The organism is Corynebacterium sp. c3Ub_189, from assembly GCF_039907195.1.
In the GTDB taxonomy this organism is placed as follows: domain Bacteria; phylum Actinomycetota; class Actinomycetes; order Mycobacteriales; family Mycobacteriaceae; genus Corynebacterium.
This window is the reverse complement of the sequence record NZ_JASBOF010000013.1, coordinates 15,743-28,455: the sequence shown is the minus strand read 5'-3', so window position 1 is coordinate 28,455 and position 12,713 is coordinate 15,743. Positions and strand designations below refer to the sequence as shown.

The 12,713-nt window shown below is 60.7% G+C and carries 13 protein-coding genes and 1 tRNA gene; 9 read left to right on the top strand and 5 right to left on the bottom strand.

Annotation, left to right across the window (positions count from 1 at the left end):
• Nucleotides 1-20: 20 nt before the first annotated feature.
• The 3 genes from QKD99_RS07695 to QKD99_RS07685 all read right to left on the bottom strand — a co-directional run bounded on the left by QKD99_RS07695 (nt 21) and on the right by QKD99_RS07685 (nt 2,337).
• Nucleotides 21-347 carry a heavy-metal-associated domain-containing protein gene (locus QKD99_RS07695; RefSeq protein WP_347951154.1) on the bottom strand — a complete coding sequence of 109 codons (327 nt, stop codon included), beginning with the start codon at nt 345-347 and terminating at the stop codon, nt 21-23.
• A gap of 143 nt (nt 348-490) precedes the next feature.
• Nucleotides 491-1,618 carry a HAMP domain-containing sensor histidine kinase gene (locus QKD99_RS07690; RefSeq protein ID WP_347951153.1) on the bottom strand — a complete coding sequence of 376 codons (1,128 nt, stop codon included), beginning with the start codon at nt 1,616-1,618 and terminating at the stop codon, nt 491-493.
• Entirely contained in the window at nt 1,615-2,337 is a 723-nt protein-coding gene (locus tag QKD99_RS07685) for a response regulator transcription factor (protein WP_347951152.1), read from the bottom strand. Before QKD99_RS07685 ends, QKD99_RS07690 begins: the two co-directional genes overlap by 4 nt.
• 403 nt (nt 2,338-2,740) lie before the next feature.
• Between QKD99_RS07685 and QKD99_RS07680 the strand changes: the two genes are divergently transcribed.
• Both QKD99_RS07680 and QKD99_RS07675 read left to right on the top strand, forming a co-directional pair.
• Nucleotides 2,741-3,316 carry a CueP family metal-binding protein gene (locus tag QKD99_RS07680; protein ID WP_250409461.1) on the top strand — a complete coding sequence of 192 codons (576 nt, stop codon included), beginning with the start codon at nt 2,741-2,743 and terminating at the stop codon, nt 3,314-3,316.
• Nucleotides 3,317-3,387: 71 nt separating this feature from the next.
• Complete coding sequence (locus QKD99_RS07675) at nt 3,388-4,869, top strand: multicopper oxidase family protein (RefSeq protein ID WP_347951151.1); 1,482 nt, start codon at nt 3,388-3,390, stop codon at nt 4,867-4,869.
• Between the two features lie 87 nt (nt 4,870-4,956).
• On the opposite strand, the gene QKD99_RS07670 is transcribed toward QKD99_RS07675, so the two are convergent.
• Entirely contained in the window at nt 4,957-5,154 is a 198-nt protein-coding gene (locus QKD99_RS07670; protein ID WP_347951150.1) for an exonuclease domain-containing protein, read from the bottom strand.
• 135 nt (nt 5,155-5,289) lie between these two features.
• Between QKD99_RS07670 and QKD99_RS07665 the strand changes: the two genes are divergently transcribed.
• On the top strand, nt 5,290-5,451 hold the full coding sequence (locus QKD99_RS07665; protein WP_284844772.1) for a hypothetical protein: 162 nt from the start codon (nt 5,290-5,292) through the stop codon (nt 5,449-5,451).
• Nucleotides 5,452-5,525: 74 nt separating this feature from the next.
• On the opposite strand, the gene QKD99_RS07660 is transcribed toward QKD99_RS07665, so the two are convergent.
• Nucleotides 5,526-5,613, bottom strand: a tRNA-Leu gene (locus QKD99_RS07660).
• A 199-nt stretch (nt 5,614-5,812) separates the two neighbouring features.
• Here QKD99_RS07660 and QKD99_RS07655 point away from each other — a divergent pair.
• From QKD99_RS07655 to QKD99_RS07630, 6 genes are read left to right on the top strand one after another with little or no spacing between them, the layout of a single operon-like run.
• Nucleotides 5,813-6,646 carry a DUF3662 and FHA domain-containing protein gene (locus QKD99_RS07655; RefSeq protein WP_150851627.1) on the top strand — a complete coding sequence of 278 codons (834 nt, stop codon included), beginning with the start codon at nt 5,813-5,815 and terminating at the stop codon, nt 6,644-6,646.
• A 25-nt stretch (nt 6,647-6,671) separates the two neighbouring features.
• Entirely contained in the window at nt 6,672-7,124 is a 453-nt protein-coding gene (locus QKD99_RS07650; RefSeq protein ID WP_005329668.1) for an FHA domain-containing protein, read from the top strand.
• Nucleotides 7,121-8,485: a protein phosphatase 2C domain-containing protein gene (locus QKD99_RS07645; protein ID WP_347951149.1), complete on the top strand. Its 1,365-nt coding sequence runs from the start codon at nt 7,121-7,123 to the stop codon at nt 8,483-8,485. The genes QKD99_RS07650 and QKD99_RS07645 overlap by 4 nt, the downstream gene beginning before the upstream one ends.
• 3 nt (nt 8,486-8,488) lie before the next feature.
• Nucleotides 8,489-9,841 (top strand): FtsW/RodA/SpoVE family cell cycle protein, encoded by a 1,353-nt coding sequence (locus QKD99_RS07640; RefSeq protein ID WP_347951148.1) that lies wholly within the window; start codon nt 8,489-8,491, stop codon nt 9,839-9,841.
• Complete coding sequence (locus QKD99_RS07635; RefSeq protein WP_347951147.1) at nt 9,838-11,268, top strand: penicillin-binding protein 2; 1,431 nt, start codon at nt 9,838-9,840, stop codon at nt 11,266-11,268. Before QKD99_RS07640 ends, QKD99_RS07635 begins: the two co-directional genes overlap by 4 nt.
• Nucleotides 11,268-12,713: a protein kinase gene (locus QKD99_RS07630; RefSeq protein WP_347951146.1), complete on the top strand. Its 1,446-nt coding sequence runs from the start codon at nt 11,268-11,270 to the stop codon at nt 12,711-12,713. Before QKD99_RS07635 ends, QKD99_RS07630 begins: the two co-directional genes overlap by 1 nt.

The window sequence follows — 12,713 nt, the reverse complement described above, 5'->3', positions numbered from 1 at the left end:
GAGATGATGGGTAAAACTGATCAGGATAAGACGGTGTAGCCGGCCTCCTCGATGGCCCAGCGAACCATCTCCGGAGGTACGACACCGGTGACCGTGACGGTGGAAACTTCACCAGCAGCGAGATCAATCTGGACGTCGTCGACCTGGGGGAGGGCCTGAAGGGCCTGGGTCACGCTTTTCGCGCAGTGCCCGCAGGTCAGGCCGGTGACCTGGTAGCTAGGGGAGGACCCTCCTGCTGACGAGTCGCTGGTGGCAGGGGTGGAGGCGGTGTCGGCACGTGAGGCAGGTCCGCAACAGCTGCAGCCGTGGGAGGCCATCGGCAAGAGGCGGGGCGGGGAGGTGATCATGGGAAAGCTCCTTCGGTTCGGTGGGGTGCGGCGATGCCGCTCTCTAGCGCATACCCCCCTGGGGTATATTCCCTAGCGTATACCCCGGGGGGGTATATTTTCAAGGGGTGAAGGGCACGGCCCTCACGCGGGGCAGGGTGTGGTCACCGAGCAGCCTCCTCACTGTCGGGAGGGGACAGCGGGAGGCGGAGGGCAAACACCGCTCCGCGACCGGGTCCGGGGGAGGTGGCGGTGAGAGTGCCGCCGTGAGCCTCGATCAATGCCTTGGAAATGGTCAGACCGATACCGGCCCCGCCGTTGTCCCGGCTACGGGCGGCATCCCCCCGGTAGAAGCGTTCGAAGATGTGTCCGAGCTGGTCAGGTGGGATGCCCTCGCCGTCATCGGCGACCTGGATGAGTACGGTGGACGCCCCCTGTCGGTGGACGCTGATCCGGACCTGCCCGCCGGCCAGGGTGTGTCGTAGCGCGTTCGACAGGAGATTGCTCATCACCTGGCCGAAGCGTTGCCGGTCCACGAGCACCCGGGCGGTGTCCGTAATGGTCTCGACCTGTAAATCGACGCCTTTGTCAGCATAAGCTTCCCCCGCGGCAGCAGCGGCGGTATGGAGCAGATCCCCGAGCCCTTCCTCCGCCAGGTCCAAATCGATCCGGCGTTCCTGGGCCCGGGAAACATCGTCAATGTCTTCCATCAACCGGGTCAGGCGGGTGAGTTGGTCAGCCATGATCATGTGGGTGGCATTATTCCAGTCCACGACTCCGTCCTGGAGACCATCGAGGTAGACCGTAAGCACCGATAAGGGGGTGCCCATTTCGTGGGCCAGATCAGAGAGCATCTGGCGGCGGACCTGTTCGATGTGTTCCAGCCGGTCGGCCATGGTGTTGAAGGCATGCGCCAGGGTGGCGACCTCGGGGCCTGCTTTTCCGGCGGGCACGCGGATACGGGAGTTGCCGGCCGTCAGACTGGTAGCGGCGCGGGTGAGATCCTGCAGGGGAGTGCGCAGACGACGCGATAACCACAGGCTGGCCAGCAGGGCACTGATCAAGGCGGTGGGCAGGGCGACGGCCAGGGTGATCAGGTTGGCGCCCCGGTAGGCCTGCTCGGCATGGAACAGCTCCAGCGAGGGGTCCTCCTGGCCGGTCATCAACATATGATCATGGAACAGGGTCGGCCCCACCATCGTGGCCACGGCCGCGGCCACCAGCAGGCTAATCACCACAACCAACACCTGGGCGGCCAGGAAGCGGAAGGTCAGGCCGGGTCCGTGATTCATGGCTGCCCCACCCGGTAGCCCACGCCACGCACGGTGCCGATAAACCCCCGGCCCCGGGTGTCGGTGCCGAGCTTGCGACGCAAGTTGCCGATGTGGACATCGACGATGCGTTCATCACCGACCCAGGTGGTGTCCCAGACCTCGGTGACCAGGTCGTGGCGGGTCAGCACCTGGCCGGGGCGCCGGGCCAGGGCAACCAGCAGCTCGAACTCCGTGCGGGTGAGCTCCACGGTCGTCTCCCCCACCCGCACCTGATGGGCGACGGGGTCAAGGATGAGGTCACCAACGATCAAGGGGGTGGTCACCTGCGGTGAGGTGGTGCTGGTGCGCGGGCGGCGCAGCACCGCATGCACCCGGGTCACCAGTTCCCGGATGCTAAAAGGTTTGGTGATGTAGTCATCCGCCCCCAGGGTCAAACCGCTGATCTTGTCGTCCTCGCTGCCCCGCGCGGTGAGCATGAGGATGTAGCAGTCCGAAAAGGTGCGGATCCGTCGGCACACCTCCAAGCCGTCGAGTTCGGGCAGCCCCAGATCCAGCACCACAACATCGGGGGAAAAGCGACGGGCCTCATCCACGGCCTGGGTGCCGGTGTGCGCCTGGCGGGTATCGAAGCCGGCCCGGATGAGGTAGGAGGCCACCATCTGAGCCAGGGGTTGTTCATCATCGACGACCAGCACCCGCCCCGGGGGCGTGGCGATGGTCGGTGTGCGGTCAGCCATAGACCCCAGTATCGCTCCGGCCAGGGGGGAATACCACCCTCGCTCAGTACCCGGCGGGGAAATCTTCATCAAATCTTCAAACATCACCCTTCGACCGCCGTCACCCCTGTGCCCCACCCCGGGCCGGCGGCATCGCCTCCCCTGGTCGGTTCAGCAGGCGCCACCAGGGATTTCACTGCCTGCACCGCATACCCGGGGCGGGTAGAAGGACATCGCCCACGGCTGTGGGGCGGTGTCCCGGTGGTGACCCAGCTCACCGAATTCACCCCCTTTTCGCCCTGTTATAAGGCTGTGAGCAGGGTTTTTGATTTCTAGTCCGTCAGGCCCCGTGCTAGATAAAGGTATGGCATCGACCTTGAGGCGGTGTCTTCTCACGGTCTTACCACGATCCAAGGAGATTGACGTGAAACGAGCAGCGATCGCAGCCGCCGCCCTTGCCCTCGCCCTCACGGGGTGTTCGGCCGCCGACCCGGAACCCACCGCCGACGGGACGGTGTCCCAGGATACATTCCTGACTACCCATGGCCTGGCCGGCATGGACGCGGTGGAGATCATTGATCACCTCGACCGGCAGAAGGTCTCTGAGCGTCCCACGGATCTGAACGCTTCAGTGCGTGCCGATGAACTGCTGCTCTCGAGCGATGACCAGGAAGTCGTGGTCGATCTTCCCGACAATCAGACGTATGTCTCGATCGCACCCTATCTCACCTCCACCCACGACTGCTTCTACCACAGCCTCACGACCTGCCAGGGGGAACTCGACAATGAGGATATCCAGGTCACGATCACCGATGAGGCGACCGGTGAGGTTCTGGTGGACGAGGCGACAACCACCTTCGACAACGGGTTTATTGGCTTCTGGCTTCCCGATGATGCCACCGGCCTGATTGAGGTGAGCTACCAGGGGCGTACCGGCACCGCGGAGTTTTCCACCGCCGACGACGGTGCCACCTGTGTCACAGACCTGCACCTGACGTGATGGCTCAGCAGGGTCCTCACCTGCGCCTGTCTCCCGTGTCACTGAAATCTAGCACCAAGGAAGGTTAAATCATGATGAACGCGTTTTCCCGACGACAGTTTCTGCTCGGCGGGCTCGTTCTCGCCGGCACTGGGGCCGTGGCCGCCTGCACCAGCGACCCTGGACCCGCTGCCTCGGCACCAGGTTCCTCTCTTCGCCCCACTCCCACCCCCACTGCGCTCGGTGAGCCGACGGTGCGCCGGACCTTGACCGCCCGGCCCCTCTCTCTGGATATCGGCGGCATCGAAGCCAAGACGTGGGGATACGTCTCTGACACTGGGGATGCGGCCATTGAGGCCACCGCCGGCGACGTCCTCCAGGTCGATATCACCAATGAACTGCCTGAGAGCACCTCCATCCACTGGCATGGCATCGCACTCCACAACGCAGCCGACGGTGTGCCCGGCATGACCCAGGACCCCATTGAACCTGGCGAGTCTTTCTCCTATGTTTTTGAAGTCCCCCACGGTGGCACCTACTTCTACCATTCCCACTCCGGCCTGCAGCTTGATCGCGGCCTCCACGCCCCACTGATCATCCGTGACCCGCAAGACGCTGAGGACCAGGACGTCGAGTGGACCATCGTGCTCGACGACTGGGTCGATGGCATTCAAGGCACTCCCGACGATGAGCTCGACAAGCTCACCGGAATGGGTTCGGGCGACCATAACGGGAAGAAGGGGATGGGAGGTCACGGCCATATGATGCACGGCACCCCGGACCGGGTACTGGGCGGGGATGCCGGCGATGTGATGTATCCGCACTACCTCATCAACGGACGTATCCCCCGTGCTCACCGGACCTTCGAGGCTCGCCCGGGCGACAAGGCCCGCCTGCGGTTTATCAACTCCGGCGGTGACACCATCTTCAAGGTGGCCCTCGGTGGTCACCGCATGACCGTCACCCACACCGACGGCTTCCCCGTCCAGCCCCGGGAGACCGAATCGATCTACCTGTCGATGGGCGAGCGTGTCGACGTCGAGGTCATCCTCGATGACGGCATCTTCCCGCTCACGGCTTTGGCGGTCGGTAAAGACGACCGCGCCTTCGCCGTCATCCGCACCGCCGGCGGCCAAGCCCCCCACCCCGATGTCAACTTCCCCGAGTTGTCGTCCACCGGACTGCTTCTGTCCTCCCTGAAGCCAGCAGACCGTGCACTCCTGCCCGAGGACACACCAGACCGAGAAGTCAGCATCGACCTGGGCGGGCAGATGATGCCGTATGAATGGAGCATTCTCACCGACGGCCAATCCTCCTCCGCGACCGTGCAGGAGGGCCAGCGCCTGCGGATGGTCATGCGCAACAGGACCATGATGCCCCATCCCATGCACATCCACGGCCACACGTGGGCGCTGCCCGGCAGCGGCGGGCTACGCAAGGACACCGTCCTTCTCCGCCACGGTGAAACCATGATCGCCGACCTGATCGCTGACAACCCCGGTGAGTGGGCATTTCACTGCCATAACGCCTATCACATGGAAGCCGGGATGCTCAGCTCGCTTCGCTACGAGTAACCCCCACAGCAGGGTTGAGTGCCGAGGTGGGCGGGGCGTCCCCCGAGTAGTGGACACGACGTTGGCGTCAGGGTTGAGCAATGTGTGCTAGGAGTCGACGGGATTGAAGTATGCGTCAGCGCGCACGGCAGCAAGTTCAATGATGCGGTCGTAACGCTTGTTAAAGCCGGTGGTTTCGGTATCAATGACCGCAAAGACCGGCTTGCCCGGTGTGCACGGGGCGTAGCGGTTGAGGAGGTTTTCTAAGAAGCCTATGGCCTCAAGCCAAGAGGCCCATACCGACATGCCCACCTAAACGCTATCGAACACTGCAACCAACGTGGATTTCTGTGGATAACCACACTAGCCGTGTGCGGGTTGTCCACAAGGTTAATGTGGTTGGCCTTTCGTAGCGGGCGTGGGTGTGGTTGCCTTAGTGCTATGAGCACTTCGCAGGACTATCCGAACTCCACCCCAGCCCCCGCTACTACGACCACTGGGGAGGGTCAGCGGCGGGGGCCGAGTTTGCGGGATATTTCCCAGCAGGAATTAAATACTGCTACCCAGTACATGATTGATGAGCATGGATATGCTGCGCACTAAGCAGAAGAACAGCGACTAGGGAAATAAAAAGAACCGGAGTGGAAACTACTGTGGTTTCCATCTCCGGATTTCGATGGTGCCCGGGGCGGGACTTGAACCCGCACGTTCTTATCGAACACTGGCACCTGAAGCCAGCGCGTCTGCCAATTCCGCCACCCGGGCAGGGTGTGGTTGTCTTAGCGACTTGATAAAGATACCACGAAGATCGCACCGAACCACAAATCTGCAGGAAAACTAGACTATTCCGGGGAGGCAGCGGCGAAAATTCTGGGAACTTTCGCGTCGCCATCTACGTTTCGAGGGGGTGAACAAACTATACTGATCGCTACTGATCGCTGCATGGTGGAAAGGAGAATGGCTCGTGGCGTTTTTGGAAAAGCTGGCGAAGCTGGACTCCGCCATGCAACGCGGCCTTGATAACGGCATGGCACTTGTCTTCGGCGGCAAGGTCGTTCCCGCGGAAATTGATGAGCTTTTGAAGCAAGAGGCTCAGGACAATCTTGCGCGCGGCGACGATGACAATCTTTATAGTCCAAACGTGATGACTGTAGGTGTCTCCTCCAAGGATTTGGAGAACTTGTCCCAGGATCGCAACCTGCCGGCCGATTGTGCAGACCAGTTGACGCGCTTTATTCGCAATAGCGGATGGTCCCTTGCGGGCCCCGTGATCGTGCGGGTGGCGGAGGAATCTGGTTTGCGTACGGGTCAGCTTCGCGTGTCCTCGTTTATTGATCACGAGCCCACGGAAGAGACCGGTTTTGAGGCTATTTTCCACGACTTTGATGGTCAGGAGGACCAGATGACCGAGCAGCACGACAATACTGCCGATGATGCAGTAACTACCGCTTTCATTGCTCCAGATAGTCAACCCGCCCCGCAGCCGCAGGGCCCAGCAGTCAACCTGATGCTGCAGGACGGCTCGTCCCGCGTGTACCACGTCCAGGAAGGCTCCAATATTATCGGCCGCAGCAACGACGCCGACCTGCGCCTTCCGGATACGGGCGTATCCCGCCAGCACGCGGAGATTACCTGGAACGGCCAGGATGCGGTTCTGGTGGATTTGCAGTCCACCAACGGCACCACTGTGAATGAGACGCCGATTGATAATTGGCTGCTTGCCGATGGCGATGTGATCACCATGGGCCATTCCCACATCGAGGTCCGCATTACGGGCCTTGATTCGCACAGCTACTAAGTTCAGTTAAGGAAGGGAGGTCGCCATGGATGCAGTCATCATGCTGGCGCTTCGCATCGGCTTGTTGGCTCTGCTCTGGATTTTTATCCTGGTGGCCTTGAACGCCATGCGCCGCGATACTAATAAATCTGCCGGTGCTATCCGCCAGCAGTCGAAGAAGGTTGGCGCACCGCGGCGTCGGGAAGCGATTAAGCAGCTGTCCATCGTGGAGGGTCCCCTGCAGGGCTCCCATATGGAGTTGGGCACATTGGAGGACTGCACGCTGGGCCGCGCCTCGGACTGCGATTTTGTCACGGGCGACGATTATTCTTCTGGCCACCATGCCCGGCTATTCCGCCGCGGCAGCGAATGGGTTGTGGAGGATTTGGAATCTCGCAATGGCACCTTTGTCAATGGCGTGCGCATCGACCAACCCGAGGTAGTCGGCGCGGACTCCGAAATTAAGCTGGGCCGCACCACCGTGAGGTTGAACGCATGACACTGAAGCTGAACTTCTTTGCTAAGTCCGATCGCGGCCTCATTCGCGATAACAACGAGGACTCGGGCTACGCCGGTCCTCACCTTTTGATCTTGGCCGATGGCATGGGTGGCCATGCGGCGGGCGAGGTTGCCTCCGAGCTGATGGTCAACCACCTAGAAATCTTGGACCAAGATCCGGGTCAGGAAGACACCAAGGCCCTGCTGGAAGCGGCCGCCGAGCAGGCCAATGAGGCCATCAGTGACCACGTCAAGGCGCATCCAGAAACCGAAGGCATGGGCACCACGCTGTCCACCATGCTCTTTAACGGCACGGATTTCGGCGTCTGCCACGTGGGGGATTCCCGCGGCTACCTGCTGCGCGACGGCGAGCTCAAGCAGATCACCAAGGACGACACCTACGTGCAATCCTTGGTGGACAAGGGCGAGCTGGACCCGGGCGACGTCTCGTCACACCCGCAAAAGTCCCTCATCCTAAAGGCCTATACGGGCCGTCCGGTTGAAGCAACGCTGTTTACTCTCGACGCCAAGCCGGGCGACCGCATCTTGCTGTGTTCCGATGGCCTTTCGGACCCCGTGACCGCGTCCACCATTGAAACCGCGCTGGGTCAAGGCAGCATCGAGCAGGCCGGATCCGCCCTAGTGGACCTGGCTATCCGTTCGGGCGGCCCGGATAATGTCACCGTCGTAATCGGTGAAGTAACTGAAGAAAAGCCCAAGGAACATGAGCCGTTCCGCGTGGGCGCGCTCGCCGGCCCGACGGAAGAGCCCACCCACCCGGATTCTTCTGCTTCGCGGGCGGCACAGCTCTCCCGCAAGCCGCAAGTAATTCCACCGGCCGTCATGGCCGAGGGCGAGAACGAGCGCCCCGAGCATGCCGACGACGACACGGAGGACGAAACTTCCGGCCGAAAGATCGGCTGGAAGGTACTCCTTGCCTTGCTCATCGTCCTAGCGTTGGTCATCGGTGCCGGACTGTGGGCGAAGAACTTCTTGTCCAATAATTACTACGTGGCTACCAACGAGGCACAGGAAATCACCATCCAACAGGGTGCTGACTACTCCGTCTTTGGCAAGGAACTACACTCCACGCACCAAAACGTGTGCATTAATGACAGCAACTCGCTGCTATTTTCCAGCCAGCTGTGCGAGGGCGACTTCACGCCGCTGAAGGTCACGGACCTGCCGGAATCTGAGCGCAGCGCCGTCGACCATCTCTCCACTGGTGATCTAGGTGAGGTGCAGCAGCAAGTCAATGATTTGGGCGATAAGGCGCTCAAACCATGTATCACTGCGCCGAGCCAAAAAGATAAAAAGGATGCCAAGAAAAACAAGCCTGGCGTCACCTGCCGGGAGGTGTAGGTTGTGAAAAAGTTTTTTAGCCGAGGAACCGAACTCGGCCTGCTCATCCTAGCCGCCATCGTCTTTGCTATTACTTTGGTCAGCTTGGAGCTATCCCAAGACAACGCGCTGACCATGGACCTGGTTTATCTCATTGGCGGGTTCATTGGAGTCTTTACTGTCGCCCATTTGGTGATGTGCTTTTTAGCGCCTTATGCCGATCAGATCATGCTGCCCATCGTGGCGATCCTCAATGGCATCGGGCTCATCATGTTGGCCCGCCTGGATCTGGTCAATGAAAGCGGCCTCGCCGTGCGTCAGGTCATGTGGACCATCGTCGGACTCGTGCTCTTTGTGCTGGTCTTAGCTATTTTGAAGGATCACCGCTCGCTGACGCGCTACTCCTATATCTTGGGCGCCGCAGGCCTTGTCCTGCTGGCCCTGCCACTGGTGTGGCCGCAGCCTGACGGCGTAGAGGCACGCATCTGGCTCAACCTGGGCCCCTTCTCCATCCAGCCGGGTGAGTTCTCCAAGATCCTGCTGATCTTGTTCTTCGCCATGCTGCTGACGCAGAAGCGCTCCCTGTTTACCGTCGCAGGCTACCGAGTATTCGGTATCTCCCTGCCGCGCCTTCGCGACCTCGCACCCATCTTGATCGTGTGGGCCATCGCGATCGTCATCATGGGTATCTCCAATGACTTCGGCCCGGCACTGCTGCTGTTTAGCACCGTCCTCGGCATGCTATTCATGGCCACCGGCCGGGTGAGCTGGCTGCTTATCGGCGTCGTTCTCGTCGGTGTGGGCGGTTTTGGCATTTACCAGATTTCTTCAAAGATCCAGCAGCGTTTTTCTAACTTCCTAGACCCGCTGGGCAATTATGATGGCACGGGCTTCCAGCTTTCCCAGTCGCTATTCGGCATGTCTTCTGGCGGAATCTCTGGCAGCGGCTTGGGCGAGGGGCATCCAGAACTAGTTCCGGTGGCCCACTCGGACTTCATCCTTGCCGCTATCGGTGAGGAGTTCGGTCTCATTGGCCTCGCCGCCGTACTGGTGCTTTTCGGTATGCTGGTCACCCGCGGTTTCGGTACCGCTCTGCGCACCCGCGATACCTACGGCAAGCTGGTAGCATCTGGTCTTTCTCTTACCTTGGCCGTGCAGGTCTTCGTGGTCACAGGCGGCATCTCTGCACTGCTGCCGATGACTGGCCTGACCACGCCATTCATGTCTGCCGGTGGTTCCTCTCTCATGGCTAACTACGTGTTGTTGGCGATTCTGCTGCGGATCTCTAACGCGGCTCGTCGCCCCATGCAGGAGACCTCGGGCGATGCTCCGAGCGATACCTCCATGTTCCCGTCGGTCCAGGAGGCTCACCGATGAATCGATCCATCCGTCTAGTGTCGCTGTTCGCCATCATTTTGACGGCCATCTTGCTGGTCAACTTGACGGTGATTCAGGCTTTTTCTGAAGATAAATATGCCCATAATCCGCGGAATATGCGCGGCTTCATGGAAATGCAGACCACCCCGCGCGGCCAAATCTTTGCGGGTAATACCGTATTGGCACAGTCGACGCAGAACCCAGACGAGACCTACTCGCGCTCCTACCCCATTGATTCACCGGCCTTTGGCAACATAACCGGCTACTTGTCGAGCCAATTTGGTGCCTCGGAACTAGAGTCCTCCCAAAATGACATCCTCAATGGCACTGATGATTCTTTAATGAAGCAAAACTGGCTCGATGCTCTAGCCGATAAGCCGAAGCAGGGTGCAAATGTAGAGGTCACCATCGATCCTGCACTCCAGCAGGCGGCTTACGATCAGCTTGTGGGCCCAGGTTACGAGGGCTCGGCGGTTGCCATTCAGCCCTCCACCGGCAAGATTCTAGCTATGGCCTCCAACCCTGGCTATAACCCGAATGATCTGATGGGTGATTCCGCCGAGGAGAATTGGGCCAACCTGCAGGAGCAAGAGGGACAGCCGCTGGTCAACCACGCCGGTGCAGAAACGCTGCCTCCGGGTTCCATCTTCAAGATCATTACCACCGCAGCAGGCCTTAACAATGGCTTTGATCCTTCCTCCACCCTGACCGGTTCCAATGTCATTACCTTGCCAGACACGGTGACAGAGCTGACTAACTACGCCAACCAAAAGTGCAATGGTCAGGATGCGGTAACCCTGCAGACCGCCTTCGCGCTGTCGTGCAATACCGCGTTTGTGGAAATGTCGGAGCAGCTCGGCGCTGATGAGCTGCGCAAGTACGCCAAGGCCTTTGGCGTGGGCGAGAACTACGACCTCGGCGTGTCTACCTCCGCCGGCACCTTGGGTGATTTGCCGGATGGGGCGGCCACGGCGCAGTCCGCCATCGGCCAGCGCGACGTCACCATGACCGCGCTGCAGGCTGCCGTCATGGCGGGCACCGTGGCCAATAAGGGCACCCGCATGCAGCCCTACCTGGTCAATCGCATTACCGACGCCCAGATGAAGGATGTCCGCACTACCAAACCGAAGAAGGCAGACCAGGCAGTTAATGAGGAAACTGCGGCGACGCTTACTGACTTGATGTACGCCTCCGAGCGTTCCTCCGCCGGATATGACGGTAATGGCTTTGCCTCGAAGACCGGCACCGCCGAGCACGGCGAGGGGCTGGCCCCGCATGTGTGGTACGTTGCCTTCGATCCGGAACGCGATATCGCCGTAGGCGTCGTGGTGAAAAATGGTGGTAACTTGGGTGAGTCCGCGACGGGCGGCAAGGTTTCCGGCCCAATTGGCCGCGCCATCCTGCGCGCATACCAAGGGGAGCAGTAATGAATAGCGCCGAGAATAAGGAACATCTCCAGGCACTGATTGGCAGCGACTACGAGCTGCAGTGGATCATCGGTCACGGCGGAATGTCCACCGTGTGGTTGGCCGATGACACCCGCAATGATCGTGAGGTGGCGCTCAAGGTTCTGCGTCCGGAATTTTCCGATAACCAGGAGTTCCTCTCGCGCTTTCGCAACGAGGCGAAATCGGCCGAATCCATTCAGTCCGAGAACGTGGTGGCCACCTATGACTACCGCGAGCTAGAGGATAACGGCCGCAAGTTCTGCTTCATGGCCTTGGAGTATGTGCGCGGCGAATCCCTCGCAGACCTTTTGGCGCGCGAAAATACGCTGCAAGAAGAGCTCGCTCTCGACGTCCTCGAGCAGGCGGCGCATGGCCTATCCATCATTCACCGCATGGAGCTGGTCCACCGCGATATTAAGCCCGGCAACCTCCTCATCACGCAAAATGGCCAGGTCAAGATCACGGACTTTGGCATTGCCAAGGCGGCCGCGGCCGTGCCGCTGACCCGCACCGGCATGGTGGTGGGTACCGCGCAATATGTATCGCCCGAGCAGGCACAGGGCAAGGACGTCACGCCGGCTTCCGACGTCTATTCGCTCGGCGTCGTCGGCTATGAAATGCTCGCCGGCAAGCGCCCCTTTACCGGAGACTCCTCCGTGTCCATCGCCCTGGCCCACATCAACCAGGAGCCGGAGCCACTATCGACGAATATCAGCGCCCCGGCTCGCGAGCTCATCCGCATTGCGTTGCGCAAGGACCCCTCTACCCGCTACGCCGATGGCAATGAGTTCACTCTGGCTATTTCCGCAGTCAGACTAGGCAAGCGCCCTCCGCAACCCAAGTCTGCACCGCTAGCACAGCGCGCGCCGGAGCCATCGCCGTCTGCCTCGACGGAGATGTTGGGCAATGTCGCCCAACCCACCACCATCCACCCAGCCGCGGGGACCGCCCCCACAAAAGAGTCCAAGGGCGGCTCCTCTTTCCTGAAGGGATTAGGTATCACCCTGCTCCTCGCAGCCTTGGCCGGTGGGGGCTATGCCGCCTACCAGCACTTTAGCGATAGCGAGGGACAAAGCGAGCCCTCCAGCGCTCCGGAGACCTCGGTAGTTACGAAGTACCGCGATCCCACCACCACCCCGCAGGACACCCCGGACGAAGATACGGAAGAGGCCCCTGCACCGGTGACGGTGACAGAGACCGAGCCGAAGGAATCCGATCAGGAAGAGGCTCCGCGCACGACTCACCGCGAGACACCCACGCGCCACTCGCCTACCCGCCAGGAACAGCCCCCGGCCGTGCCGACGCAACAGAATCCGCAGGATACGCACGTTGAAACTACACCTGAGCTGGATACTCCAGTAAACTCGCAGGCTAATGAGCTCCCCGGAGACTTGGCCGATCTACTTACACAGGAGGGTGACTAA